The following is a 25,482-nucleotide window of genomic DNA, read 5'->3' as shown; positions in this document are numbered from 1 at the left end:
GAAAGGATTAGAAGCCTGTGAAATCAAAGACGTAAATCAGGTATCCAAGAAGTTTGGTCATCCAATCGAAGAATAGCATGATCCCCACGACAATCATGATGTATCCGCCGATTTTCATAATCCTGCCGGTATTCCTTCTGATCCACTGCATTTTCCCCAAGAAGAATGATAAAACGAAGAACGGGATGGCAAAACCCAGAACGTAGGCCAGCATATAAATCATACCCGACCCAGGATTGCTCGACGCCAGCGCGATAACAGAAGCTAAGATTGGTCCCGTGCACGGTGTCCAGCCTGCAGCAAACGCCATCCCGATCAAGATCGACCCTAAAAAACCGGCAGGACGATTCTTGAATTCAAATCGTCTTTCCTTCATCAGACTCTCAGGCTTGAACACACCAATCACCATCAAACCGAAAATCACAATGAAGATCGCACCGATTTGCCGGATGAGATCCTGATATTGTGTGAAGAATCCACTGACAAAAGAAGAGGTGAATCCTATGGCAACGAAGATAATGGAAAAGCCGATCAAAAAGAACAGCGTATGGAGCAGGCTCCTTTTTTGAAGCATGGCGTTTTCGGTTTTCAGCTCGCTTACACTCATTCCGGTTATGTATGATAGAAAAGCCGGATAGAGCGGAAGACAGCACGGGGAAATGAAGCTAAGGACCCCTGCGCCGAACGCAAGAAAAATATTTACATCAGACAAGTTGACATCCCCCTTATATTTATTTTATATTTCTATTCTATCAGACAAAAATGAACTTTATGAGAAATGTTCATGTGAAAGGTTTATGTCGGTACGATTACAGTGAACAAGCATTGTTAACAAAAACATTAAAGACTCTTATCTTTTTAATAAAAACGAATTTTTACTTTGAAAAAAACTTCGTTTTTCGATATACTAATAAAAAAGTTACAGTTATTACTAGTTTTGTATAGACCTTGTCAGGTTATACAAAAGAAAGGAAACAGCCGTGTCTAAAAAAGAGCTACTTGATCGAATTGAACTCAAACGCGCCCAACTCATTGCCATCGTCGCCGAGAATGGATTGACGTCTCCTCAAGCCATCCAGTTCAGCCAGGAACTCGATCGCCTCTTGAACCGTTATAATGCGCAATACATAAAAAATGCTGTTGTCCTTCATTGAGCCGGCCATATCCATTATAATTTTTGATTAATAGTATTCTAATATACGGAAAAAACAGGCAGCCCCGACAGGGCTGCCTGTTTGAATCCCGTCAGGTCATGGCATCTTCCATCCCTTCAACCATCCCATTCTGGAGCAGATACATTTTGTGATAGATTCCTCTACCGTCCAGTAATTCCTTATGGGTACCCCTCTCGACGATCTCCCCTTTATGGAGGACAAGGATCAGATCGGCATCTTGGATAGTGGAAAGCCTGTGGGCAATGGCAATGGTCGTGCGTCCTTCTCTCATCTTGGAGAGTGCTCCCTGAATGGCTTCTTCCGTTTCAGTATCAATATTCGCCGTTGCTTCATCCAATATAAGGATTTTTGGTTTGGTGGCAATCGTGCGTGCAAAGGCGATAAGCTGCCGCTGACCGCTTGAGAACGTCGAGCCCCTTTCGACAACAGGATCATCATACCCCTGCGGTAGGTTTCGGATAAAGCTGTCTGCCTGGACGAATTCCGCTGCCGCTTTTACCTCTTCATCACTCAGTTGCTCATTGTACAATCGGATATTCGTTTTCACATCACCATAGAATAGAAACGGATCCTGTAAGACGAGCCCGAGCTTTCTTCTTATTTCTTGAACGGGATATGACTTGATGCTCTCACCGTCAATCATGATCCTTCCCCGCTCGAATTCGTAGAATCTCATCAAAAGATTGATAATCGAACTCTTTCCACTTCCCGTATGACCGACGAGGGCTACTGTTTCCCCAGGGTTTGCTGTAAACGAGATGTTCTTCAACACATCCTGCTTCCCGTCATACGAGAAAGATACGTTATCAAACACAACCTTCCCATCGCTGATTTTCAACGATTGCCCGTCTTTTCCCTGGGAAGGATTCAATTCTTGTTCATCCAGAAGGGTGAACACCCTGTTCGAAGCGATGATGGCCTGCTGGAACAGACTGAGCCTCATCATGATCTGGTTGACGGGTTCAAAGAAACGATCCAGATAGTTCACAAATGCATACAAAACCCCGATTTCAATCGGACGATCCCATGAGGCCACCCCGAAATAGGTCAATACGACCATAAGGGCCGCTGCATAGACCAGGTCGATAGCCGGTCTCAGAAGAAGACCATCTACTTTGATATTTCTCATATTCGCATTGAAATGCTGTTCATTGGTTTCTCCGAATTCTTCCCTCATCCGCTTTTCCTGCCTGAATATTTGAATGATGGACATCCCGGAGAGAGATTCACTCAGCTTTGCGTTTAACTGGCTCAGTCTCTCCCTCATATCTTGATAAAAAACGGAGCTATACTTCCTGTACAGGCTCATGATCCAGATCAATACAGGGAGGATGAACAAACAAAAGACTGCAAGCTTTGCATTGAGGACAAACATGGCAATGAAGATACCGATGATCAAGAATCCTCCCTGGATGAAAGAAGCGAGGACGCTTACGAACATATCCTTTATCGCTTCCGTATCATTGGTGACCCTGGAGACAATGCTGCCTGCAGGAGTATGATCAAAATATCTCATCCCGAGCCCTTGGACTTTGGTGAACACATCGACCCTTAGCTGCTGGATGATCTTCAGGGCGATTTCTTGGAACTTCAGCAGTTGGAAGTAGGAGACCACGACATTGCCCAGTTGAATGAGGAGATAACCCGTGCCCAGGGCTACTAGTGGGCCATATGGGAAGACTCCCGGTGTCAGATAGTCATCGATGAATACCTTTATGAGGATGGGACCGAACACATCCCCGATCGTTGTTAACAAGAGTAAAAAGAAAGCCAAATAAATTGTCTTTCGATGCGGCGTTGCATACCCCATCAGGCGGAAAAAGATCTTTCGCTGATCCTTGGGGCTAAGTGCAGGTATCGGTTCCATCTGCTCACCCTCCATATTCTACAATATCCTCTAATTGCTGACGGAGATACATTTCCTTATACCAGCCGTCTTCCATCATCAGCTCTTCGTGTCTACCCCTTTGGATCACCGCGCCTCCATCCATGACCAGGATCAGATCAGCATGAACGATGGCGCTCAGGCGATGGGAGGTAATGATGGTGGTCTTTCCTTCACGCTCTTTCCTCAGTGAAGTAAGGATGGCTTCTTCCGTCTTCGCATCGACAGCAGAGAGGGAATCGTCGAGTATCAACAATTCCGGTTCCATCAGCAATGCCCGGGCGATGGATATCCGCTGTTTTTGTCCTCCTGAAAGAGAGACTCCCCTTTCTCCGACAACGGTATCGTACCCTTGAGAGAACCCTTCTATATCATGATGGATCTGGGCAGACTCTGCGGCTCGTTTCACCTTCTCCATGGATGACAGCGGATCAGTGAAGGCGATATTTTCCTTGATCGTCGCTGAGAACAAGAAGTGATCCTGAGGAACATATCCAATCGATTGCCGTAATGAATCAAGCGTATACGCTGTAATTGGTAGACCTGCAAAGTGAACTTCTCCGGAATAGCCTTCGAATTCTCTGAGTAGAAGTTTCAGAAGAGACGTTTTTCCTGATCCGGTTTTCCCGACCACACCTAGGGTTTGGCCATTTGCCAAAGTAAAGTGGATATCTTTGAGAGCGGGGTGCTCTTCTCCTGGAAAAGCGAATGATTCGATGTTAAATTCGATATCACCTTTCGGCTGCTCCCTAACTGTTCCATCTGCAATTTCGACTTCTTCCCCCAATAATCTCGACACCCGGTCGTAGGAAGCCCTCCCACGCTCGACGATATTGAATAACCAACCAAATGCAAGCATCGGCCAAATGAGCAAACCAAGATAGGTTGTGAATGATATGAGCTCTCCTATCGTCAGTTCACCGCTCAGCACAAACCTCGATCCGAATACAACGGAAAGGAAAAACGAAAGACCTACAATGATGGAAATGGTGGGATCGAACAATGAGTCTACCCTTGCCACACTCATATTTTTTTGCACGACGTCTTCCGACTCACGTTTAAAGGATTGGATATCCTCTTTTTCCTGACCAAACGTCTTCAGCACCTTGACTCCAGTCACACTTTCCTGAGTCTTATCATTCAGCGATGAGAACGCTTCCTGTGCCTTATGGAAGCGTTTATGAAGAAGCGTTCCATAGTAACTTGTCAGAATGGCCATGAAGGGCATTGGGATCAATGCTATCAGCGTGAGTTTCCAACTGATCGTGAAGGCCATGGCGATGATGACGAATCCACCTGTTGACAAGGAATCAACAAGGGTCAATACGCCCGAACCTGCCGTTTGCTGGATGGCCTGCAAATCGTTTGTGGCATGAGCCATTAGGTCTCCAACACGCCTTTTCTGAAAAAACGAAGAAGCCATCCTCGTAAAATGGTGATAAAGCTTGTTCCTGAGAAGCTTTGAAAGTCGATTCGCTGAACCGAATATCATGATTCTCCATACATATCTCAACCCGTACATAGCCACTGCCGTTCCCGCAAGAAGCAGCATCCACCTTATAATATCGGAACGTGTTAGGGTTCCATCCTTGATCCCATCCACAACGATCCCGACGACTTTAGGTGGGATCAACTGCAAGAAGGCTACCATCAAAAGGATCAAAATCCCCGTGATATATGACTTTTTCTCTTGAAGAAAAAACCACTTTAAATCTAAAAATACCCTCATAACTACTCCCCCATAATTTTCTTAAGACTCTTTATTTTACCAAATACTCAGGTGGTAATAAACGAAAAAAACAGCCATTTCAAAAGAAAACGCCCGGATTACAGCGCAAAAAAAAGCACCTCCGAAGAGATGCTCATTGAATGTCCACAAACGGTTCCTGGTCCACTTCTTTTACCATCGTGGCCTTGACCCCTTTAGGTGTTTTAACGTACACATACACAGGGATATTAGGGAAATAATCGACGATTTCAGTGCCGAACACTTGGGAAAATCCGATTAGTTCTGCCTCTTTGACCATACCTGTGTTCACCTCGATCACAAGCTTATTCATTGAATCATTGGAGTACAGTGCTTTACCGACCAGTTTGATATCCTGGTGCGAGAAGTACTTGGATACCTCATCTTCAAGGTTCAACAGGTTCTTCGCCAGGTCCCGGTTTTTCTCTTCCCCTTTGTCACTTGGGAAGTAATAGTATTCTTCATCGAGGTCACTCCACTTCTTGATGGAGTTGTCGTTGCCATCGATAAATGCCGTGGTGAAGTAATTTCCGGGCACGACGCTATTGGTCGGCTGGAGTTTATAAAGGGAAATCATAATAGGAACATCTTTTAATTTCGAGTTTTTCCTGATTCGCTTCACGATCGTTTCGGCTGCCTTTTTCCCGTATGCAGCCATTTCTTTTGAACTGATTTGCTTTTCGTCAAAGTGCATAAGCTTTTGACTGTCCTGCACCCTGATATAATCGACCGAGTTCATGGCTAGCCCCAAGGAGATCCCTTGAATCTTTCCATCAGAATCTACGTAGTTCTGTTCATGTATGTAAGCAAGATAGGCAGGATTGTCCTTTTCGAGCTTCACCTGATCCTCCCATCCCATACCGTCCTCTATCTCCAATTCAGGATTCAAACCTGTTTTATTTGAAGAAGACTTACGTTTGATCCAATCCTTGATGCCGGTCAGGTATTGACCTTCCTGATAGTTTACTTTATCGGGGGGAAAGTATTTAATCGACTGAGACATCAAGCCCGTTTCAATTTCATCCATATCGCTGCGGTTATTCACCGTCTGCGTGATCAGTCCACGATTGACGGACTTTTTTTCTTGATCAATTTTATAGGTTAAATATTCTCTCGCCTTACCGGCTGCCTTGCTTTGTGCTTCAAGTGTTTCATCATTAATAACTTCAGAAGGCTTATTCGCGCATCCTGATGCGAAGATCAATAGTGAAAGTGAAGCAATCATCCATTTTTTCATATAACAACCTCCGGACTATAGTTTACCACAAATCAAATTGGTTGAAGAATGATATTCATCCTAATTTGTGAAATCCATCATTTTAGAGAACCTTCACCTTTCCTTCCCGCAAAAAAGCCACTTCCCGATGGAAAGTGGCTTTTTGCGATAAAACGGATAAACCAATCTGACAGCAATTCCAGTAGAAAAGTCTTACTCTCCAATAAAACGTAGCGAAATGATTTATCTCAGTCCCATCGAACAGGGATGATTATTTCATGTTTTGTTCATAGCATTCATTATTTGATTGATTTTTTTCTGAGACGGTTTCTGTCCCATTTGCATCAAATATTGTTAAATCAACATTCATAAGGAATCCAAAATCACTTTTCCTATTATGAAGAATTTACCATGGAAATAAATAAGTGTCCACCAAGAATTAAGGAATTGCCTTTATTTCGATTTATCTTTCTTCTATTAATATATAGGCTGCCTTTCTATCCATTCCAATAGAAACTCCCTAGTTTTTTGCGCTGGAAACATCCACTTACCGCCTACTTTATATTTTGGGGAAATCTTGGTTAAAAAAGAATGTCCTTTGAATAGTACTGAGCGATAGGTTAGTCTGCCGTACCAACTCTTTCATGTCCCAGAAAATTGTCTGCTTCTCAGCTTCCTTAATTGCTCTCTTTAGTTCCTCTAGGTATAACTCTTTAACTTCTTCCTGATTTACCTTTACATCAATCATCTTCCTCACCTTCTATCCAGTCCAAAAATACACGTTTAGATACCTTATATCGTCTTCCTACTCTCGCTACATGGAATGGTGGATTCTCCTAGATATTTTTCTACATGAATTGGTGACATTACCTCTGGCAGCTCATTTCTATTCACCAATTGTCCCTCCATTATCAAACCATTCGAAGGAGCTTTTTTTTGAAATTTTATGTAGCCTTCCTACCCTCACTGAGTGAAAAGGTGGTTTTTCCATCATTTCGTAAGTTTGTTTCTTTCCAATACCTAAAAATGACTTTACATCTATAGGTGACATTACATCTGGTAATTCTTCTCTTGTCATCTGTTGCTCACTCATGTTGTTTCCTCCTCTACAAGACACGATTGTATTCCGGAATAATTATTAAATCAAAGAAAATTCAAAATAGTAAAATAAACAAACAAAAAATACTCTACCATTTCATACCTAAAATATACCAAAATGAGGTGGTGTGAACACAGGTGGTTATAGGATTTTACTAATGTAAATAAAATAAACAAATATAAATTCCACTTAATAATCGACCAAAAAACAGTACTAAAGTATTGTGCGGATTTTAATGATAATAATAGAACTTTTTTGTATAACTCCATAAAAAATGCCCTCTAAAAAGAGAGCATCCATTGGGTTTTTACCTATTGATAATTACTTTCGTATCTGTTGCACCGATATGGTTTTTTCTATTTGAATCCGAGTAAAGATCAATTCTTATTCTATAAGAATTATACGGTTCTGACTTCCCAATCTGACTAATTGCGAATGCCTTGGTAGGCGTTTGTCGGCTAAAGCTTCCTGTAAATTGTTGTTTTCCTGCAGAATGCCCTGAGTCACCATATTTAACGGTCATTTTATAGTACATTGTTTTACATGTACCTGTTGCAGTTGCCCAACTATCGACAGTGGATGCGGTCTTGGAATATGTGTAGTAATCCGTGTACATGCGAACTGTACATTTACCACCATTTGTCTTGATATAGCCATTATTGCTACTTGCTGCTTCGGCTTTGCTCCCAACAACGCCGAAGAACCCACTACCTACTAAAGCGAAGATAAACAAAAACTTGACTAGCTTCTTTCCCATTCTACAATCCTCTCCTCTTTTTGTATTATTTTGTAACATTGTAAGACTAACACTATTTAAGAGATAATTGTCCAAATAGTCGCAGAAGAATATTTTCATGATAAACTTGAGATAATATTTATGACACTATACGTTTTAATAATTTGAAATGGGTGAAAATTTTCGATTTACAGTGGATTTCAAGTATGAAGTCGATGGGTTTGGTGTAACTCAGTTTACGGATATCAACACTACCCGAGAAAAGCAACCAGGTGAAATTCAGAAATGGATCCATAAGATTAGAGTGAATAATGGATATAGAGATTTGACGATTTCCATAGCCCTTAATCCAAGATCAGTCATTATAGATAACATTGCTCTGTTTCTTGCCTCTAAATAGGTCTTATAAGAAAAAGCGTTAATTATCCTATAAACTTCATCAGTAGTAAGCCCTTCAACTATCCTTTTCGGTACTTTAGGTAACTCAACTTTAATAGATGGGTTTACTCTAATGTATTCCTCTTTCTCACACCAAGAAAAAAACGCCCTTATTACCTTGAACAGTGTCACAGTACTTTGCGGTTTTAAACCAATTTGAACCTTGAACCTTACATAAGCCCTTAAATCATGTACGGTTACATTATCAAGGCTCAATATCCCTCTTTTGTCTTGAAGGTAACACTTAGCTTGTTGCAATTCAAAACGCTTATTTATCATTGTCTTCTGTGTATATCCCTTAGCTTGACAATGATATAGATACTCATTAATCACATCTTCTAGAAGCAACAAAAAAACCACCCCCCCTGCTTAATTTTTCACAGGAAAAGTGGTTGTTTTTGAATTATACGAAAGATTAACCATATCAAATGCAATTAATAGAAGAAGGTTTAACCTTTCTGTAAAGATTATCTTCAATCTATATAAGAAGTCATCAAATGAAGTGCAGTCAACCCTAGGTATATCAGGGATGATTATTTCATGTTTTTGTTCATAGCATTCATCATTTGATTGATTTTTTTCTGAGACGGTTTCTGTCCCATTTGCATCATCATCATGCGTAGCATTTGTTCGTTAATCGGCGGGTTTTTCTTAAGATAGCTCATCATGTACTTACGAGCGATGAAGAACCCTAGCGCAACTCCGGCAAGCAGTGCGATCACGCCGACCAGAATAGCTATAGCGGTCGTTGACATACGTTTACTTCCTCCTTCATGTTGTCCTTATAAAAGTGTACTAAACCAAAGAAGATTATACAATATTTCTGTCATAATTTCTTAATTAATATATAAATTTTCTTTGTTTTATTGGCTTTAACCAACCAAATCGTTCATTTTGGATGTCTACAGCCAATAAGTATCCCATATGTCTTCTTAGGATTTCAAAGAAAATATACTCTGATTCATCCAAACCCCATGCATGAATCGTCAACGCTCTCTCTTTTAATTCGAGAGAGACCCCGGATGACTCCTGTTGGATCATGGCTTTATCATCGTCCCAACCGGAACCTTGTACCGATAGTAATTCATTTTGTATAAAGCGTCTCGTAGGGAGGTATGGAATCGGTCTTGTAATATACTCTACTTGTTTTGAAATGATGGTGTGCAGCTCCCCGGTGGAACTCTCCATCTCGTTGAAAAGCTGGTGAAACATCCGTTCCCTACCGTAAAAATGCTGGGCAAACTCCTCTGCAATCCAATAGACCTGATAGCGTCGCACAGTTACTCCCCCTCCCATTATACTATTCAGTATACCCAAACATAGAAAAGGGAGTTGTCAGAATTTGTTGAGAAGATGGACTAGTTTTGTCGAATCGCCGTTTCATACCAATTCTTTTTTCAGCATCACCATGTCCAACCCTCTTATTCCATTTTCATAGAATGGCTCCGGATAGTCGAGGAAGAAATCCTTTTTGATAGCTTCGAAGCGAAAACCGCATTTTTGATAGAACATCAGATTGCCGATGGACGAATTGGATGTCCCCACAAGGATGGTCCGATATCTCGAATTCCTGACCTTCTTTTCTATTGACTCGATCATTTGCCGGCCGATCCCCTGTCCACGGAATGAGGCTACTACAGCCATGTTTTTTATCTCGATTATGGTTGAATCCAATTCCACTATGAGCATGATCCCGACGATTTCTCCATTGTATGAGAAGGTGTACACTTCCCCATCTTCAAGATAACTTCTTACTGCAGCTTCTGATTCATCGGCAAGCATCAACAGAGGGACGAAGGCACTCCGCTCTTTTTGATGTTCACATTTAATCTCCATCATGTACACCACCTAAAAAAAGCCGGCTCAATGGATGAGCCGGCTCAGGATGTTTTACTTTTGAAGTAAGGCTTTAATACGGGACACAACATTATTTGTTGTAAATCCGTACTCTTCCATCACTTTTTCTCCAGGCGCTGAGGCACCGAATCCGTCAATAGCGAGGATGTCACCTTCATCACCGACGTAACGGTCCCATCCGAGTGGAGAGCCCATTTCGATGGCAAGACGTTTCTTCACGCTCTTCGGAAGGATGGATTCCTTGTATTCCGCAGATTGTTTTTCGAAACGATCCCATGAAGGCATGCTGACAACCGATGCATTGATCCCGTCTTTTTCAAGTGCTTTTTGAGCGTCCATGGCAAGACCCACTTCCGAACCGGTAGCAATCAAAATCGCATCAGGCTGTTCCTTACCAGCCGGGGATGCTACATACGCACCCTTACTTACACCGTTATACGCTTTATCAGCAGAAGACTTCATGGTCGGCAGATTCTGACGTGAAAGGACAAGCATGGTCGGCTGATCTTTCGACTCAACAGCAAGTCTCCACGCAGCTGCTACTTCGTTGCCATCTGCCGGTCTGATGACAGATAGATTCGGAAGTGCACGAAGTGATGCAAGCTGTTCTACAGGCTCATGCGTAGGTCCATCTTCTCCAACTGCGATACTGTCATGAGTGAATACGTATGTGACCGGTAGTCCCATCAGAGCCGCCAAACGGATGGCAGGACGCAAATAATCACTGAACACAAAGAATGTTCCGCCAAACACCTGCAGGCCGCCGTGAAGGGCCATACCGTTCATAGCCGCACCCATGGCAAATTCACGGACACCGAACCAGATGTTGCGCCCATCATACGATTCTGCAGAGAAGTCTGTTTCACCCTTGATGTTCGTTTTGTTTGAACCCGCAAGGTCAGCAGATCCACCGATGAACGTCGGCAGGTTTTTAGCGATGGCATTCAGTACGTCTCCTGAAGAAGCACGGCTTGCCAATGAACTGCCCTCTTCGTAAACAGGGATTTCTTTATCCCATCCTTCAGCCAATTCGCCTCTGATGGCTGTTTCAAGCTGTGCTGAAAGTTCTGGAAGAGCATCTTGATATGCCACGAATTTCTTCGCCCATGCTTCCTCTTTCTCACTTCCAGCCTGTTGGATTTTCTCTTCAAAACGGGCGTAGACTTCATCCGGAACATGGAAGTCTTGATCGAACGTCCATTTATAGTAGTCCTTGGTGAGTTTCATCTCGTCTTCCCCTAGTGGAGCACCATGGACAGCAGACTTACCAGATTTATTAGGTGCACCGTAGCCGATGACCGTTTTGACCTCGATCATGGTAGGGCGGTTTGTATCACCCTGTGCTTCTTCAATGGCTTTAGAGATTTCCTCAAGATCATTTCCATCTTCCACGCGGACATATTGCCAGCCGTAGGATTCGAAACGTCCTTTGACGCTTTCAGAGAATGATTTGTCAAGTTCCCCATCAAGGGAAATATCATTTGAATCATAAAGAACGACCAAGCGGCCCAATTTCAAGTGAGCAGCAAGTGAAGCTGCTTCAGCTGAAACGCCCTCCATCAAATCTCCGTCTCCACAGATGGAGTATGTAAAGTGATCGATGATGTCGTGGCCCTCTTTGTTATAAGTAGCTGCCATATGTCTCTCAGCCATAGCCATACCAACCGCCATCGCGATTCCTTGTCCAAGCGGGCCTGTTGTAGCTTCTACACCTGCTGTATGTTTATACTCAGGGTGTCCAGGTGTTTTACTTCCCCACTGACGGAAATTCTTCAAGTCGTCCATGGAAACATCGTAGCCTGAAAGGTGAAGCAAGCTGTATAAAAGCATTGACCCATGCCCTGCAGAGAGAACAAAACGGTCACGGTTAAACCAATGAGGATTTTTTGGGTTATGGTTCATGAAGCGTGTCCATAAGGCATACGCCATAGGGGCTGCACCCATCGGCATTCCCGGATGACCGGAGTTTGCCTTTTCGATCGCGTCGATCGATAACGTTCGGATTGTGTTAATTGCTAATTGATCTGTTTTATCAAACATGTCAGACATCCTTCCTTTTCAATCTCTACTTAATATTAATCTTCTTTGGCTGTTTATACAACTATCTTGAATGATACCACGTCTCTCTTTTTGTTAAAACCGATATCCATTCTGAATTCACCACTGCCTCATTCATTCGACATAATCAAAAAGGACCACGCTTAAAAGGCAGCGTGATCCAGTATTGACTTACAATCAGTGTTTCTTTTTGTTTTGAATATCTTGTATCTTCTTGGGCGTCACTTCATTCCCATCAGGATCAAAGATTCTGGTATTCTCTATGGTCCCTTTCATGGATTGACGGAACGTCTCAAGATATTCTTTCCTCAACCTGGTCTGTTCCTTCGCTTCATCTGCTGAAAGCCCGGTAGACTTGGATTTTTTGGACAATTCATTGATCCGGTTCATTTTTTCTTTTGAAAGCATCTATAAAACCCCTTTGATTTCGGTAACGTATAACGACATGTTACTAAATATAAAGGGTGATGACAAGGGTTACGCTTGATCGATGGAGTCCATATGTTCTTTATAGCGCCGATGAACGGTTGCCTTCGAAACGTCGTAGCCAAACCCACGCAAAGTAGCGGCAATTTCTGCAAATGTTAGCTCATTTTTGCGCAGCCTGACGATTTCTTCGACGGGGACTTCCTTTCGTTCCCTGCCTTCGATATTCCCTTTGTTCTTCAGATTCTTCTGGGGACGGAACCCATTCGCAACTGCCCTTTTCATCCCCCTTTTGATCTTCAGGTTATGCAGCTTGCGCTGATATTCCTCCACCATGCTTACGATATTGATGACCATGGAGTCGGAGTCCGATAGGTGGAGCTCGCCGCTGTGGGATTGACTGATAATTTTGACCTCTTCTTTCAACAGGCAATGGATCAGGGCAATCTTCGCATTGCCCCTTCCAATCCTCGTCTCATCCTGGATCAACACCGCATCGATCGACTGATCCCTTACTATGTCCAGCATCTCGAGGACGCCTGGCCGGTCAAGATCATAACCGCTTGCCTGATCCTTTATGACCGATGTCACCTGCATCCCATACTCCAGCGCAAGCTTGGACAGTTCTTCTTCCTGACGTTCGAGTGATGTTTCTTGTGTATCTTTCTTCGTACTCACCCGACAGTAGATGATCGCATTCATTTAAAATCCCTCTATTCCTCGTTCATGACATACTGATAATCCCCGTTGATCCCGAGCTTCTTTTCGACTGGAAGCACTAGTGAATCACCTGCAGAAATTGTATAAGTGGAAAGATTATTCCTTTCTCCCACCCACTTGATAAATTCATCGGTGGACATGGAAGAGTCGCTGCTGTATTCCTCTGCTATGGTCCAGAGCGTATCACCATCCTGCACCTCGATACTATGATAAGATACTCCGCCTCCCATTTGAAGAATGAAATAGATTGAAGCCATAAGTGCCAAACCAAAAAATACGAGTATATATGAGTAATTCGCCCAAAGTTTTCCTGCCATAATGTTCCCCTCCATACGAATGTTTGTTCTGCTTGTTGTATCCATCATAATACGAACATCCGTTTGGAGTCAATCGAAAATTCGAACTTATGTTTGTATCGTTCCCATCCCCATGTTATAATGGGAACATAAGATCGATAGATTGAGGTGCGTGACTATGACAAAACTATCCAAACGGCAGCAGGATATCTTGGAATATATCAAAAGCTCCGTAAAAGAAAAGGGCTATCCGCCTTCCGTACGTGAGATCGGGGAAGCCGTTGGACTTGCCTCAAGCTCCACTGTCCACGGCCATCTGGCCCGACTCGAAAGCAAAGGCCTCATCCGCCGGGATCCGACCAAGCCAAGAGCCATCGAGATCCTCGACCTGGTGGAAGACTCGATCCCCCGCCATAATGTTGTGAATGTTCCCCTCATCGGGAAAGTCACAGCCGGTCAACCGATCACAGCGGTTGAAAATGTCGAAGAGTACTTTCCTCTCCCGGAAAGAATGGCTCCTGCTGACGAGCATACTTTCATGCTGGAAATCATGGGTGACAGTATGATCGAAGCCGGTATCCTCGACGGGGATTTCGTCATCGTAAGGCAACAGCAAACCGCCAACAATGGGGAGATCGTAGTCGCCATGACGGAAGAAGATGAAGCGACCGTGAAACGATTCTTCAAAGAAAGAGATTTCGTGAGGCTCCAGCCTGAAAATTCCTCCATGGATCCGATCATCCTACGCAATGTATCCATTTTGGGCAAGGTCGTCGGTGTCTACCGTCAAGTTCATTAAAATGACAAGCAAAAAGGAGCTTCCGTCACATGTGGCGGAAGCTCCTTTTCTTCTATCTTTCAAGATAGCGGTATAAAGTGGACTTACTGATGCCCGTTTTTTCTTTTATTTCCGCCAGGCTGTACGTTTTTGATTCATACATGGCGATGGCCTTTTTTACATTTTCATCAGGCTTGCGCGGTCGTCCCGTACTGACTCCCTTCTCTTTAGCTTCTCCTAAGCCCTTTTTTGTCCTTTCACTGATCACATCGCTTTGAAAGCTTATAAGATGCTCCAATACCTCCTGAAAACGGTACGTCTTCCCAGGACTGGTCGACAGCCCTTCAGATATGGAAATGAACTGTGTCCCTTTCGTTTCTAACTCGTTTAAAAGTTCCAATAGCTGCCGGGTGGAATCAGCGAAGTCGATTAGAGAAGCCACGACGACCGTATCCCCCTGCCCTGCTTCTGCAAGCAGCGCTTCCAAGTTCACTCTCCTCTTCGGTGAAGAATGTTCCTCCTTGTATAAAACCGTGCATTTTTTCTCCAGTAGTTTTTTCTCCTGGATCCGTCCTTCAGGATCATCATTGCTCGGTCTGTAGTATCCGATGATCATACCTATCTCCTTCCCCTTCACCTGTTTGTAATTACTTTTCCCGAAAAGGTTTACTTTTGGGAAAATCGGTGATAAACTGTTTTCTATTGAATTAAAATATATGATTTTTTTGAGGTGACAATATGAAGAATACCATAAAACAACAATGGTTTTCGAATGTCAGGGGAGACATCCTTTCCGGGATCGTCGTAGCCCTTGCGCTCATTCCTGAGGCCATTGCCTTTTCCATCATAGCGGGTGTCGATCCTATGGTCGGGCTATACGCTTCTTTTTGTATTGCCGTCATCATTTCCTTTGTCGGCGGAAGACCTGCCATGATTTCTGCTGCTACCGGTGCCATGGCCCTTGTCATGGTCCCTCTTGTCAAAGATTATGGGTTAAACTATCTGTTGGCAGCCACTATCCTGACAGGAGTCATCCAACTCTTGTTCGGTGTATGTAAAATCGCAAGGCTCATGAAATTCATCCCACGCGCTGTGATGATCGGATTCGTGAATGCTTTGGCCATCCTGATTTTTTCAGCCCAAGTGCCTCACTTTTTCAACATTAATGGGATGACCTATGTATTTGTGGCGGTGACATTGGTGGTTGTGTATGTGCTGCCCCGATTCGTAAAATCCATCCCCGCCCCCCTAGTGGCTATTGTGGTGCTTACTGCCGTTGCCTTGATTTCAAAGGCAGACTTAAGGACCGTGGGAGATCTCGGGACGATACGTCAGACCTTGCCATCGTTCTTCCTTCCCGATATCCCGTTCTCACTTGAGACATTGAGTATCATTTTACCCTACTCACTCGCACTCGCGATTGTAGGACTACTCGAATCCCTTATGACGGCTTCCATCGTAGATGACATGACGGATACGGACAGCAATAAAAATCAGGAAGCAAGGGGTCAGGGAATCGCCAATATCATCAATGGATTCTTCGGTGGGATGGCCGGATGCGCGATGATCGGTCAGTCGGTGATCAATGTAAAATCCGGTGGACGGGGACGTTTATCCACCTTTGTTGCAGGCTCTTTCCTGATGTTCCTAATCATCGTACTTGGGGATTTCGTCGTGAAGATCCCCATGGCGGTTCTCGCCGGAATCATGATCATGGTCTCTATCGGTACGTTCGACTGGTCATCATTCCGTTACATCAGGAAAGCTCCTAAAGCAGATGCCGCAGTGATGCTCATCACCGTCGCCATCGTGGTTGCCACTCACGATCTCTCAAAAGGGGTCATTGCAGGGGTATTGCTCAGCGCCATGTTCTTTGTGGCCAAGATATCCACGCTGAAGGTGACGGAAAAAGTTGAGGGTGTGAATCGTCATTTTAAAGTGGAGGGTCAATTGTTCTTTGCATCCGTGGAGACGTTTGTGGGTGCATTCCAATTGTCTGATGAGGTACAACATGTAAAAATCGATTTTACCGGTGCACAGATCTGGGATGAGTCCGCTGTGGCAGCCTTCGAAAAAGTCTTGTCAAAGTGCAGAGACCAAGGCTGTGATGTGGAGACGGTCGGACTAAGCTCATCGAGTAAAAAGATTCAGGACTCCCTCTTACTGTTGATAGACCAAAAAACGACTCTATCAGCTTAATATACAAAACGGATGCTGCGGCATCCGTTTTTAGTGTCACCGTCGTCTTATGGGACAGACAACGGTCTACATTAGATTCATCTCACTCATTGTGTCATATAGAAGCAGTTTCAATTCTCCCAATGAGGAAGTTTATTTCCTGAACCCCTATGCGCAGGGTGTATGCGATATGTATTCTAATCAAATTGTAAAAAAATCCCCCTGAAGGGTGCAACCCTTCAGGGGGATTTTTAGATAGATTAATACATTTGAATATATTGCTCGCGCTCCCAAGGGTGAACTTGTGTACGGATTAGAATTCTGGGGAGAATTCCGTATAATAACTTTGATTAATTGTTGATATAATGGGGATTTCAAAAAAACTCTTTCAATATTATATCGTAACTTTTATTAAAAGTGTGTGTGTTTTGTTGGTGGAATCGTGAGTGGATTCACCTCCGTAATTCCACCCTTTTTTCATATAGCATTGGAACATTTAAAAAGGGCGTACCTATATTTCTCTATTTTCATATGTTGATGGTGAAGATTTGACTTATTTACTGAGAGGAGAAACGCAATTGTTTAATGAAGAAAAAAAAGATAATGTTGAAAATTTATGTATTCAAAAGTTAGCTCCAAAAGGCTGTCCTGACATTTTTCCTGCGGATTGTATAAACCCCATGATCCAGTTGGATCAAATCGTAGCCATTAGCTGCACTGGGACCATTACTGGACGGGTGTTATGTGATATGCGACCTCTAAGTTTACAAATTGTAGAGTTGTCATCGTCTTTTCCAGGGTTGATTTTTGCTAATCCACGACCTGTTACTAATCGTTTTGGTCAATTCACCACAACCGTTACCATTCCGAGAGGTACTCCCATTACTCCAAATGTCATCATCACGGCTTCCACTGAAATAAATGGACGAACCGATACCACAAGTATAACCACCAGGGTCGGGTGTATAGTATGTCAAAACCCTACGTTAACGATTAACGCCATTACCGAAGTAGTGACGTGTCAAGGTGCTCAAATCAGTGGAAGATTGACTTGTGATGGCCAATCTATACCAAGTGCAGCTATTAGCTTCACTGTTCAGAGCTCTTCGGGAAGGGTCGTTGTCAATCCCAATCCATCTATCACTGGAGTTAACGGGGAATATACAGCCACCCTCCTTCCATTTAGGGGAGTAGATGAAACCATTACATTAACGGCCACAACCACTGTAGGTGGCATAGTCGTCAGCACCACTCCCCAATCCATTCGAGTCATTTGCCCACCATGTGATAATCCGACCATTGATTTGGATGAGGTTATGCAAATCAGCTGTAATGGCACCCTTTCAGGTCGTTTAACATGCAACGGCACTCCGATACCGAATTTACCCGTCACTTTTTCCGGAAATCCTATCTTAAATTTCACCACTCCGACCTCTGTGACAGATCAAAACGGTGAATTTTCAAGTGCTGTCACCGTTGCACCAGGAACTCCAAATCAAACTGTTTCTTATACCGCAACTGCAACTCCTTTTGGTATACCTGTTTCTGCAACTGGTACGGTTATTGCTGGGTGTGAAAATTGTACCAATCCAATTCTTACGTTAAACGTACCGGCAGAGACAGTAGGATGTGAGGGGGCGCAAATCACAGGCCAACTCACTTGTGACGGTCAGCCGATCTCAGGCGCACCGATTTCTTTCACCATTTTCCCACCTCAGGCCGAAGTTATCATATCTCCAAATCCGGCCATAACCGGGGCAGATGGAACATATACAGCTACAATCCTTCCAAGTGTCGGAGCTAGCGAGCTTATTACCATCCAAGCCTCTACAATAGTAGGTGGCATTCCGACTTCATCCCCTACAAGAAATGTCCTAGTCGATTGTGAATGCGTGAATCCAATCATTCAGCTCGATAACCCATCTCCAATCAGTTGCAGCAAGCCAATCACTGGTCGAGTGTTATGCGAAGGCACACCGGTTCCAAATGTTGAAGTAACGCTTTCCAGTTCCTTGGTCGAGTTTACACCATCTCAAGTCTTAACCGATCAAAACGGAGAATTCCAAAGTCTTGCTACGGTTCCATTTGGCACAGATGTGCAGGAGGGAGTACCGATCACTGCCAGTGCTGAAGTCAATAATATCCCGATTTCCACGACAGCTTACGTCCGTGCCAGTTGCCTTGAATGTGCGAATCCTTCCTTAACCCTAGTTCCTCCAGGTATCGTAGTGGGGTGTGACGGAGCTCCTATAAACGGCACTTTATTATGTGACGGTTCTCCAGTGGCTGGCATACCGGTATTCTTCACGGTCGCTTCCCCTGGCAACAATGTCTTTGTTAATCCTAATCCAGCCATCACTCAGGCTGACGGGTCTTACACTGCCACCGTTCAACCTGCAGTTGGTGCTGTGGAGACGGTGACGATTACGGCCTCCGCAACGGTTGGTGGGCAAGACGTCACGGCCGGTCCTGTTAACGTATCGGTTGATTGTCCATTTCCTCCGGAAGATTGCCCATGTCGTTTCAGATTAAATACCCAAGGCGGAGCTCAGCCGGGCGCCCAAATACGGGTTACCCAATTTGGCAACACAACCGATTACACCGGCACACTGAACATTACAGTCGTTGAGTGTGGAGAAGGAATACAGGGTATATGCAATCCAGCAGTCGATAATTTCAACTTCGTCTTTAACGCGGGTAACGGAGAGAACTTTCAGTTTACACAGGGACGACGCACGTCAATTACTTGTGGGGCCGGGTTAACGATCGCTACTGTTGAGGGGGTTATTAACGGGCGGATAAATAATGGTCCTTCACGAACATTCGAAGCGCAAGTGACCGCTACTCTGAATACAGTAACTGGTCAGATTACTTGGGAAATCTTCGCTACCGATAATACGACCACTACTTTCCAAACCCTTGTTCCGTTTGTATCGCAAGGCAGTCCAACCTCATTTATTACAAACTGCGACTTAATTTAAATAAGAAAGAGAATGCAAACTAATTAATTGCATTCTCTTTTATTTACATTTAAAATTTCACCAAATACGCTCAAACAAGTCTTCCCAACCAATTTCTAAGTAAAAAAAATTATAGTCAATTTCATTAAAGAGGAATTCTTTTTTCCATTTTCAATTTGTGATAGGTAATTGAGAGATATACCTGTCATTACACTTAATTTCCTAAGTGTAATGTCCTTTGACCTTCGAGTCCTTTGAATATGATTGCCTACTGTTTTTTTTGTATATCAATTATTTTAACTCACCTATTAAAAAAAATGAAATCATTTAGGTTATTTTATAGTCTATACTAACTTCAGTATTCTAGTTAACAATCACATTATAATGTAATTATTATTTCTTACCAACCCTCTTTTGTTATTCCTGAAATCCTTATATTAAAAACTCAAGATTAAAAAGCCCCGAAAGAGTTCGAGGCTCAAATTTATTAGTACTTTTTACAAACTCTTTCAAAGGTATAGTGCAATTGAATCTTTAACGAACCATTATAGGTTCTCTCAGGAGCAGTACCAGTAGTCGCAATTCTAATTAGATTATCGTAGACAAAAGTAATAGAACTATGGGGTGCTATTAGAATAATTATTGGAGCACTATTCTCTCTTTCAAAACGAACGTTAAATGATTGATCACTGAAATTTTCGATAGTCCCTGCAGCTGTTACATGAAGACTATTGGGCTCAACATCAAAAATTACATTTACGTCCCTGTTTCCACTACCTGAAATAGGAGCACAGTTCTCAAAATGAGCGTCTTTACATTCCCTTTTTGGCCTTTGAGGACATTTAACATCTTTTCCTAGAGGTTTACTGAAGCAATCCATATTATTTCACCACCTTTCTTTTCTATAGAATATGTGGTTAAATATTTTATGCTTGTACGCTTGCCCCATTTACTCTCAATTAACTTAATAGAATAGTCTTAATTTCTACTTGCAAATTCAAAATAATAGTTAATTAACGAAAAAAACTCTTTCTCTAATAGAATTAGAGAAAGAGTAAAGATCTGGCCGATCCCCAGCAAACTTGCAAAAGGATTGATGACCAATCAATCCTTACATTAAACATTTTATGCGACTTCATGAAAATTGTTCGTTAGAATTTACTATCCAAATATTAAGGATGTTATTTTTACTCTTCTGGTCAGAGTTCTGGTACTCTCTAAACAATCTGTTACAATTAGTGAATAATTTACAAGCAATCCATTTTCGGACGAATATGGATAAGAATTTAGGGTGAAATATCATTCAATATCTTTAAGTTTTTACTGAATTAAAAGGGGTATGGTAAATCGCTTTAATTAATGTTCAGTATTTTTTCAATAAAAGTGTGTTTTTGTTAGTGGATTGAGATGTTCATTCGTAACAGAATGTAATAGAAGATACTTGCATCAAATGCAAAAGCCCATCCCTGACAAAGATGGGCTTTACATATTACCATCTTCATTAGTTAGGTTTAGAAGAATGGCCATCAGAAGGTCGGAAAATTAACCATGTATCAGTACAAGGTCATTTATAGCGTACCCTATTTTTTTACTTCTATTCACGGATAGAAAAGGCACCTATATCAATGCAGCAACATATATTAAGTTTGTAACATCTCCCATAGAAAAAATTCGCCGTAGTCCCAATTTCCATCTGATTCAATTTTGATACCTTCTTCAATGAACTAATATAAAAGGAGCAACCACCTGTACAGTAACAGTTCCTCCTTTTATTTGTTGCTTTTTACAATACCTTTCACAATGAAACTAGAGTATAAACGATTTTTTTGGGTATTATTTTTTAATGAGAAGAGATTGAGCACCCTTTCGCTTCAACTTTGACCGCCTATGCAAAAAGACCCCATTGTGTAGTGTAGAAAATAACCACCCTTTAAGGGTGGTTATTTTTCTTACCTAATCTTAGCAACATCCTGATCCATATCCGTAGCCCGGGCCATATCCATATGAGGGACCGTATCCATAGCCTGCCCCATATCCATAAGACGGTCCGTATGCGTATCCAGCACCATAACCATATCCATATGGTGAAAGCAGTGAAGCTCCTAATAGGCCCCCAGCTACTCCCCCTAAAAATGGGCCACCCCAAAATGGCCTTCCGAATCCAAACGGACGCCCAAACCCATAAGGTCTTCCAAAACCTCCAAACCCACCAAATCCTGGTCTTAACCTTTCGCACTCATCAATATTTATATCGCTCTGATGTTCCTGATACATTAAGCATACCTCCTTATTAGTCAGTTATCATGATATGCATGAATTTAATTTCATGATTGGGCATGATAAGTAGGTCAACAAGCATCGTACCTTTCCGAATAAAAAGAGAATTGAGCTGACCCCGGTTTTCGGACAATAAAAAAGAACCTCCCTATAATATAGAGAAGTTCTAAAATTTGTTTGTTTAAATAAAGCAGGTTTTCTTTTCTTAATAATATACGCGACGAATTTAAGTTTTGACACTTCTCCTCACCCTGTTCCTAGTGAGTCTTCATAGTCTCTATAAGCGAGGACTGCAGCAATAAGAGAACCAATTAGAAATAAAACGGATCCTCCAAGGGTGAATAACCGTCCTACCAGCAACTCAAAATTGCTTTGAATTTGTGTACTTGTATTGGCATTATCCATTTAATCAACTCCTCAAAACTCAGCATATGCCCACTGATTCAGAAGTTGAATACTTCAATAAAGAATTAACGTTTTAATCCATACATCATATATTAGAGTAACTTTATGGGCTGGGAGGAACTCTTATGAAAATAACTGAGTATGGAGCAGTATTGTCTCGAATTGGTAACAGAATTTCGATGATGAGCCAAAGAAATCAAAATGTGGATAACACCTACAGAAAATTAAGAAATAACATTGAGGCTTGTAATTCTGCCGTCAGTGACTTGTTAGAGGTGAAACCTCCAAAGATTCTAATTGAAGATCACAAAATCTTAATAGGTATCTTTGAGCAATTAATATCTGCCTACATGCTTCAACAAGACCATATTAATCCAGGGTTAGAAAAAATTAAAGATAAAAATGAGTTCATCAGGGCTAAAAACTTAGAGAATCTACAAACAAGAAAACTTGGCACAGCTCTTACAAATATATTAACGAAATGTAGTAAACATCAAATAAACCATTTTCTAAAAACTGATGGGTAGGTGACTTTAATGAAAGGAAGCCGAAATAGCAAGAAACCTTATATCGATACACTATTGCTTGAAGAAAAAGCAGGATATGAGCAACAGGTCGCTGTTGCCCAATGGATTCAAGCTTTTGGCGTATTTTATGAAGCCATTTTACTCAGTAAACTATATTCCTTTACTGAAGAATCGGGCGGAGATACAAAAATTATTATTGGGATCTGGGTTCAAACTTTAGGGCAACTTGTAGAGGCTTCAGCTGTTTCAGCTCAGTTGACCGCACTTAGTGAGTCTGCACTTTTAAAAGCACAGCAATTTGCTGTTTCAGGTGATTTATTACAATCTGTAGGAGCAGGATTACAAGCTATAGGGGGAGAAGAGATATTGGCAGCTGATGGTATAGGCAACGTCTCTCCTGAAATAATCCCTTAAATTAAGGGGTTATTTTTTTGAAAGAAGGCAATAACTGAAGAAAAAAGCAAACGGAGTAGCTGCTAATGGAAGGCTTTGTTATAACTCTTTCAAGAACAATTATTAGCTTTATTTTATTGATTCTTATTACCTCGATAATCGGAAAACACATAAATTCTCATAAGAACCACTATAGCTTTGCCCTTTCCGTCACGATTGGTTCTTCTATAGCGAATATGGGATTTGACACTAACTTGAAATTCTTTGAAATGCTCTTCTCTTTTATCGCTTTAATCTTTTTATTTTATTTATCAATGGTGATTTCTTCAAAAAGCCGTCACCTTAGAAAATGGCTATCCGGCAGACCTACAGTTTTTATAGAAAACGGAAGAATATTGGATCATAATATGAAGAAGACAAATTTCTCTCTTGATGATTTAAATCAACTACTTCGTGAAAAAGATATCTTTGATATTTCCGAAGTTGAATATGCAATCCTTGAAGTGAGTGGTGACTTATCTATATTGAAGAAAGAAGCTTTCCAAAACCCAAGCAAGAGTGATCTTCACATTTCTTCGTCTCCAAGTATGCTTCCTATTGAGTTGATCATGGAAGGTGAAGTTATTAAGAAAAACACAAATAATACATACACAGAAGATTGGATAGTAAATCAATGCAGCAATCGCCATGTGCAGGTTAGAGATGTGTATTATGGAGTTATTAACAGCAAAGGAAATTTAATTATTGATTTGTACTCAGATCGCTTGTCTAATCCAACGGATATAGAATAATCGATTATTAAACAGTTGGTAGTTATTTTAATCATTTACAGACAAACAGGGTGTTTTGTGGGTGCCCTGTGGGTAGTATATAAAAATTGACTTTCATCCTCAAATAAAAAACCCCTCAATACCAATGGTATCAAGAGGTTTGATAGATTAATACATTTGAATATATTGCTCGCGCTCCCAAGGGTGAACTTGTGTACGGAACATATCCCACTCGATTTCCTTCGCTTCCACAAAGTGTTCGAAGATATGCTCACCAAGAGCACCGACGATGACTTCATTTGTTTTCAACTGCTCAAGGGCAGCATGAAGGGTTGCCGGTAGATCAGTGATTCCTGCCTCTTCACGCTCTTTTTTGTCCATAACGTAGATGTTACGGTCGATTGGCTTTGGCGCTTCCAGGTTGTTCTTGATTCCATCAAGACCTGCGGCAAGCAGTACACTCATTGCAAGGTATGGATTGGCAGCCGGATCGACGCTTCGCACTTCAACGCGCGTGCTGAGTCCGCGTGATGCTGGGATACGAATTAGAGGGCTACGGTTGCGAGCTGACCACGCAACGTAACATGGTGCCTCATATCCAGGAACAAGACGTTTATAAGAGTTGACCGTAGGGTTCGTGATGGCCGTGAAGCTCGTAGCATGCTTGATGATACCGGCGAGGAATTGACGCGCTGTATCGCTCAATTGAAGATCGCCTTTTTCATCGAAGAATGAGTTCACTCCGCTTTTGAATAGTGACATATTGCAGTGCATTCCAGAACCGTTCACTCCGAACAACGGTTTCGGCATGAAGGTAGCATGCAGACCGTGTTTGCGGGCAATGGTCTTAACAACCAGCTTGAATGTTTGAATATCGTCACATGCCTTGAGTGCATTGGCATATTTGAAATCGATCTCGTGCTGACCAGGAGCAACCTCATGGTGGGAAGCTTCGATTTCAAAGCCCATTTCTTCAAGCTCAAGGGCGATATCACGACGGCAGTTTTCTCCAAGATCCGTAGGTGCAAGATCGAAGTAGCCTCCGTTATCATTCAATTCAAGAGTAGGTTCACCATTCACATCCAGCTTGAATAGGAAGAATTCCGGTTCAGGCCCGAGGTTGAAATCCGTAAATCCAAGCTCTTCCATCTGGCTTAGAATACGTTTGAGGTTATTACGCGGATCTCCTTCAAACGGAGTTCCATCTGGGTTATAGATGTCACAGATCAAACGGGCAACCTTCCCTTTTTCAGCTGTCCAAGGGAATACCAACCACGTATCAAGATCAGGGAAAAGATACATATCCGATTCCTCAATACGTACAAATCCTTCAATGGAAGAACCATCGAACATCATTTTGTTGTCTAGCGCCTTTTCAAGCTGACTGAAAGGGATTTCTACGTTTTTAATTGTTCCCAGGATGTCTGTAAACTGGAGACGGATGAATTTTACACCTTCTTCATTCGCCAATCTTAGTACATCTTCACGAGTATACTTTGCCATTTTGCGTAATTCCTCCTCAGGTTTAGTAAAGGTTTTTA

Annotated in this window: 29 protein-coding genes; 7 read left to right on the top strand and 22 right to left on the bottom strand. The window is 42.3% G+C overall.

Translation table 11 applies throughout. The annotated features are described in order from the left end of the window. Window positions 1–7: 7 nt before the first annotated feature. Window positions 8–712 carry a cytochrome c biogenesis CcdA family protein gene (locus tag ABJ225_RS03355; RefSeq protein ID WP_347318412.1) on the bottom strand — a complete coding sequence of 235 codons (705 nt, stop codon included), beginning with the start codon at window positions 710–712 and terminating at the stop codon, window positions 8–10. A 268-nt stretch (window positions 713–980) separates the two neighbouring features. Between ABJ225_RS03355 and ABJ225_RS03350 the strand changes: the two genes are divergently transcribed. Then, window positions 981–1,154, top strand: coding sequence for an aspartyl-phosphate phosphatase Spo0E family protein (locus ABJ225_RS03350; protein WP_079516015.1), 174 nt, complete (start codon window positions 981–983; stop codon window positions 1,152–1,154). Window positions 1,155–1,245: 91 nt separating this feature from the next. On the opposite strand, the gene ABJ225_RS03345 is transcribed toward ABJ225_RS03350, so the two are convergent. The 15 genes from ABJ225_RS03345 to yneA form a co-directional block, all read right to left on the bottom strand. Continuing rightward, window positions 1,246–3,042, bottom strand: a complete 1,797-nt coding sequence (locus ABJ225_RS03345) for an ABC transporter ATP-binding protein (RefSeq protein ID WP_218245943.1) — start codon at window positions 3,040–3,042, stop codon at window positions 1,246–1,248. Between the two features lie 4 nt (window positions 3,043–3,046). Next, the gene (locus ABJ225_RS03340) at window positions 3,047–4,789 is read right to left on the bottom strand and encodes an ABC transporter transmembrane domain-containing protein (protein WP_347318409.1); all 1,743 of its coding nucleotides are present in this window, start codon (window positions 4,787–4,789) and stop codon (window positions 3,047–3,049) included. A gap of 133 nt (window positions 4,790–4,922) precedes the next feature. Further along, on the bottom strand, window positions 4,923–6,044 hold the full coding sequence (locus tag ABJ225_RS03335) for a CamS family sex pheromone protein (RefSeq protein ID WP_347318407.1): 1,122 nt from the start codon (window positions 6,042–6,044) through the stop codon (window positions 4,923–4,925). 255 nt (window positions 6,045–6,299) lie between these two features. Beyond that, window positions 6,300–6,368, bottom strand: coding sequence for a YneF family protein (locus ABJ225_RS03330; RefSeq protein WP_347319297.1), 69 nt, complete (start codon window positions 6,366–6,368; stop codon window positions 6,300–6,302). Window positions 6,369–6,582: 214 nt separating this feature from the next. After that, a complete protein-coding gene (locus ABJ225_RS03325; RefSeq protein ID WP_286188198.1) occupies window positions 6,583–6,771 on the bottom strand; it encodes a hypothetical protein in 189 nt (62 codons plus the stop codon). Between the two features lie 138 nt (window positions 6,772–6,909). Further along, window positions 6,910–7,116: a DNA-binding protein gene (locus ABJ225_RS03320; protein ID WP_347318405.1), complete on the bottom strand. Its 207-nt coding sequence runs from the start codon at window positions 7,114–7,116 to the stop codon at window positions 6,910–6,912. A 313-nt stretch (window positions 7,117–7,429) separates the two neighbouring features. After that, window positions 7,430–7,879 carry a hypothetical protein gene (locus ABJ225_RS03315; protein ID WP_056536932.1) on the bottom strand — a complete coding sequence of 150 codons (450 nt, stop codon included), beginning with the start codon at window positions 7,877–7,879 and terminating at the stop codon, window positions 7,430–7,432. 258 nt (window positions 7,880–8,137) lie between these two features. Next, window positions 8,138–8,629 carry a tyrosine-type recombinase/integrase gene (locus ABJ225_RS03310; protein WP_347318403.1) on the bottom strand — a complete coding sequence of 164 codons (492 nt, stop codon included), beginning with the start codon at window positions 8,627–8,629 and terminating at the stop codon, window positions 8,138–8,140. Between the two features lie 200 nt (window positions 8,630–8,829). After that, window positions 8,830–9,051, bottom strand: coding sequence for a YneF family protein (locus ABJ225_RS03305; RefSeq protein ID WP_048003937.1), 222 nt, complete (start codon window positions 9,049–9,051; stop codon window positions 8,830–8,832). Window positions 9,052–9,136: 85 nt separating this feature from the next. Next, the gene (sirA, locus tag ABJ225_RS03300) at window positions 9,137–9,574 is read right to left on the bottom strand and encodes a sporulation inhibitor of replication protein SirA (RefSeq protein WP_218245939.1); all 438 of its coding nucleotides are present in this window, start codon (window positions 9,572–9,574) and stop codon (window positions 9,137–9,139) included. A 102-nt stretch (window positions 9,575–9,676) separates the two neighbouring features. Beyond that, a complete protein-coding gene (locus tag ABJ225_RS03295) occupies window positions 9,677–10,132 on the bottom strand; it encodes a GNAT family N-acetyltransferase (protein ID WP_218245938.1) in 456 nt (151 codons plus the stop codon). Window positions 10,133–10,186: 54 nt separating this feature from the next. Next, window positions 10,187–12,193 (bottom strand): transketolase, encoded by a 2,007-nt coding sequence (gene tkt / locus ABJ225_RS03290; protein WP_347318400.1) that lies wholly within the window; start codon window positions 12,191–12,193, stop codon window positions 10,187–10,189. Window positions 12,194–12,388: 195 nt separating this feature from the next. Then, complete coding sequence (locus ABJ225_RS03285; protein ID WP_053427194.1) at window positions 12,389–12,619, bottom strand: DUF896 domain-containing protein; 231 nt, start codon at window positions 12,617–12,619, stop codon at window positions 12,389–12,391. Between the two features lie 69 nt (window positions 12,620–12,688). Further along, window positions 12,689–13,339: a YneB family resolvase-like protein gene (locus ABJ225_RS03280; protein WP_053427195.1), complete on the bottom strand. Its 651-nt coding sequence runs from the start codon at window positions 13,337–13,339 to the stop codon at window positions 12,689–12,691. 11 nt (window positions 13,340–13,350) lie between these two features. Continuing rightward, window positions 13,351–13,674 (bottom strand): cell division suppressor protein YneA, encoded by a 324-nt coding sequence (gene yneA / locus ABJ225_RS03275; protein ID WP_053427196.1) that lies wholly within the window; start codon window positions 13,672–13,674, stop codon window positions 13,351–13,353. Between the two features lie 157 nt (window positions 13,675–13,831). On the opposite strand from yneA, the gene lexA reads away from it, so the two are divergent. Beyond that, window positions 13,832–14,452, top strand: coding sequence for a transcriptional repressor LexA (gene lexA, locus ABJ225_RS03270; RefSeq protein ID WP_053427197.1), 621 nt, complete (start codon window positions 13,832–13,834; stop codon window positions 14,450–14,452). 52 nt (window positions 14,453–14,504) lie between these two features. Here lexA and ABJ225_RS03265 read toward each other — a convergent pair whose 3' ends face one another. Next, window positions 14,505–15,047 (bottom strand): recombinase family protein, encoded by a 543-nt coding sequence (locus tag ABJ225_RS03265; RefSeq protein ID WP_347318397.1) that lies wholly within the window; start codon window positions 15,045–15,047, stop codon window positions 14,505–14,507. A 122-nt stretch (window positions 15,048–15,169) separates the two neighbouring features. On the opposite strand from ABJ225_RS03265, the gene ABJ225_RS03260 reads away from it, so the two are divergent. Both ABJ225_RS03260 and ABJ225_RS03255 read left to right on the top strand, forming a co-directional pair. Further along, window positions 15,170–16,630: a SulP family inorganic anion transporter gene (locus ABJ225_RS03260; RefSeq protein ID WP_347318395.1), complete on the top strand. Its 1,461-nt coding sequence runs from the start codon at window positions 15,170–15,172 to the stop codon at window positions 16,628–16,630. Window positions 16,631–17,157: 527 nt separating this feature from the next. Beyond that, window positions 17,158–19,590, top strand: coding sequence for a hypothetical protein (locus tag ABJ225_RS03255; protein ID WP_347318393.1), 2,433 nt, complete (start codon window positions 17,158–17,160; stop codon window positions 19,588–19,590). A gap of 95 nt (window positions 19,591–19,685) precedes the next feature. On the opposite strand, the gene ABJ225_RS22345 is transcribed toward ABJ225_RS03255, so the two are convergent. The 4 genes from ABJ225_RS22345 to ABJ225_RS03240 all read right to left on the bottom strand — a co-directional run bounded on the left by ABJ225_RS22345 (window position 19,686) and on the right by ABJ225_RS03240 (window position 22,251). After that, complete coding sequence (locus ABJ225_RS22345; RefSeq protein ID WP_079516003.1) at window positions 19,686–19,829, bottom strand: helix-turn-helix domain-containing protein; 144 nt, start codon at window positions 19,827–19,829, stop codon at window positions 19,686–19,688. Between the two features lie 227 nt (window positions 19,830–20,056). Next, window positions 20,057–20,449 (bottom strand): S-Ena type endospore appendage, encoded by a 393-nt coding sequence (locus ABJ225_RS03250; protein ID WP_347318391.1) that lies wholly within the window; start codon window positions 20,447–20,449, stop codon window positions 20,057–20,059. A 1,079-nt stretch (window positions 20,450–21,528) separates the two neighbouring features. Further along, window positions 21,529–21,843: a hypothetical protein gene (locus ABJ225_RS03245; protein WP_347318389.1), complete on the bottom strand. Its 315-nt coding sequence runs from the start codon at window positions 21,841–21,843 to the stop codon at window positions 21,529–21,531. 249 nt (window positions 21,844–22,092) lie between these two features. Further along, a complete protein-coding gene (locus ABJ225_RS03240) occupies window positions 22,093–22,251 on the bottom strand; it encodes a hypothetical protein (protein ID WP_347318387.1) in 159 nt (52 codons plus the stop codon). 125 nt (window positions 22,252–22,376) lie between these two features. On the opposite strand from ABJ225_RS03240, the gene ABJ225_RS03235 reads away from it, so the two are divergent. From ABJ225_RS03235 to ABJ225_RS03225, 3 genes are all read left to right on the top strand, one after another. Continuing rightward, window positions 22,377–22,778 carry a hypothetical protein gene (locus ABJ225_RS03235; RefSeq protein WP_347318385.1) on the top strand — a complete coding sequence of 134 codons (402 nt, stop codon included), beginning with the start codon at window positions 22,377–22,379 and terminating at the stop codon, window positions 22,776–22,778. Between the two features lie 9 nt (window positions 22,779–22,787). Continuing rightward, the gene (locus ABJ225_RS03230) at window positions 22,788–23,192 is read left to right on the top strand and encodes a DUF6944 family repetitive protein (protein WP_481900603.1); all 405 of its coding nucleotides are present in this window, start codon (window positions 22,788–22,790) and stop codon (window positions 23,190–23,192) included. Between the two features lie 65 nt (window positions 23,193–23,257). Then, the gene (locus tag ABJ225_RS03225) at window positions 23,258–23,962 is read left to right on the top strand and encodes a DUF421 domain-containing protein (RefSeq protein ID WP_347318381.1); all 705 of its coding nucleotides are present in this window, start codon (window positions 23,258–23,260) and stop codon (window positions 23,960–23,962) included. A gap of 147 nt (window positions 23,963–24,109) precedes the next feature. Here the strand turns inward: ABJ225_RS03225 and glnA are convergent, their stop codons facing one another. Beyond that, window positions 24,110–25,444, bottom strand: coding sequence for a type I glutamate--ammonia ligase (glnA, locus tag ABJ225_RS03220; protein WP_053427200.1), 1,335 nt, complete (start codon window positions 25,442–25,444; stop codon window positions 24,110–24,112). Window positions 25,445–25,482 lie beyond the last annotated feature (38 nt).

Origin of the sequence: Rossellomorea sp. RS05, assembly GCF_039822645.1 — a bacterium.
In the GTDB taxonomy this organism is placed as follows: Bacteria; Bacillota; Bacilli; order Bacillales; family Bacillaceae_B; genus Rossellomorea; species Rossellomorea marisflavi_B.
Note: the sequence above shows the minus strand (reverse complement) of the source record. Positions and strands in the feature narration are given on the sequence as shown.

Excerpts from the sequence above, each read along its gene's own strand:
- ABJ225_RS03315 (WP_056536932.1), bottom strand. The coding sequence starts at position 7,879 with ATGGGAAAGAAGCTAGTCAAGTTTTTGTTTATCTTCGCTTTAGTAGGT.
- ABJ225_RS03250 (WP_347318391.1), bottom strand. The coding sequence starts at position 20,449 with ATGGATTGCTTCAGTAAACCTCTAGGAAAAGATGTTAAATGTCCTCAA.
- ABJ225_RS03305 (WP_048003937.1), bottom strand. The coding sequence starts at position 9,051 with ATGTCAACGACCGCTATAGCTATTCTGGTCGGCGTGATCGCACTGCTT.
- ABJ225_RS03325 (WP_286188198.1), bottom strand. The coding sequence starts at position 6,771 with ATGATTGATGTAAAGGTAAATCAGGAAGAAGTTAAAGAGTTATACCTA.
- ABJ225_RS03225 (WP_347318381.1), top strand. The coding sequence starts at position 23,258 with ATGGAAGGCTTTGTTATAACTCTTTCAAGAACAATTATTAGCTTTATT.
- ABJ225_RS03235 (WP_347318385.1), top strand. The coding sequence starts at position 22,377 with ATGAAAATAACTGAGTATGGAGCAGTATTGTCTCGAATTGGTAACAGA.
- ABJ225_RS03280 (WP_053427195.1), bottom strand. The coding sequence starts at position 13,339 with ATGAATGCGATCATCTACTGTCGGGTGAGTACGAAGAAAGATACACAA.
- ABJ225_RS03260 (WP_347318395.1), top strand. The coding sequence starts at position 15,170 with ATGAAGAATACCATAAAACAACAATGGTTTTCGAATGTCAGGGGAGAC.
- ABJ225_RS03245 (WP_347318389.1), bottom strand. The coding sequence starts at position 21,843 with ATGTATCAGGAACATCAGAGCGATATAAATATTGATGAGTGCGAAAGG.
- ABJ225_RS03345 (WP_218245943.1), bottom strand. The coding sequence starts at position 3,042 with ATGGAACCGATACCTGCACTTAGCCCCAAGGATCAGCGAAAGATCTTT.
- ABJ225_RS03320 (WP_347318405.1), bottom strand. The coding sequence starts at position 7,116 with ATGAGTGAGCAACAGATGACAAGAGAAGAATTACCAGATGTAATGTCA.
- ABJ225_RS03340 (WP_347318409.1), bottom strand. The coding sequence starts at position 4,789 with ATGAGGGTATTTTTAGATTTAAAGTGGTTTTTTCTTCAAGAGAAAAAG.
- ABJ225_RS03295 (WP_218245938.1), bottom strand. The coding sequence starts at position 10,132 with ATGGAGATTAAATGTGAACATCAAAAAGAGCGGAGTGCCTTCGTCCCT.
- ABJ225_RS03240 (WP_347318387.1), bottom strand. The coding sequence starts at position 22,251 with ATGGATAATGCCAATACAAGTACACAAATTCAAAGCAATTTTGAGTTG.
- ABJ225_RS03265 (WP_347318397.1), bottom strand. The coding sequence starts at position 15,047 with ATGATCATCGGATACTACAGACCGAGCAATGATGATCCTGAAGGACGG.
- ABJ225_RS03285 (WP_053427194.1), bottom strand. The coding sequence starts at position 12,619 with ATGCTTTCAAAAGAAAAAATGAACCGGATCAATGAATTGTCCAAAAAA.
- ABJ225_RS03230 (WP_481900603.1), top strand. The coding sequence starts at position 22,788 with ATGAAAGGAAGCCGAAATAGCAAGAAACCTTATATCGATACACTATTG.
- glnA (WP_053427200.1), bottom strand. The coding sequence starts at position 25,444 with ATGGCAAAGTATACTCGTGAAGATGTACTAAGATTGGCGAATGAAGAA.
- tkt (WP_347318400.1), bottom strand. The coding sequence starts at position 12,193 with ATGTTTGATAAAACAGATCAATTAGCAATTAACACAATCCGAACGTTA.
- lexA (WP_053427197.1), top strand. The coding sequence starts at position 13,832 with ATGACAAAACTATCCAAACGGCAGCAGGATATCTTGGAATATATCAAA.
- ABJ225_RS03335 (WP_347318407.1), bottom strand. The coding sequence starts at position 6,044 with ATGAAAAAATGGATGATTGCTTCACTTTCACTATTGATCTTCGCATCA.
- yneA (WP_053427196.1), bottom strand. The coding sequence starts at position 13,674 with ATGGCAGGAAAACTTTGGGCGAATTACTCATATATACTCGTATTTTTT.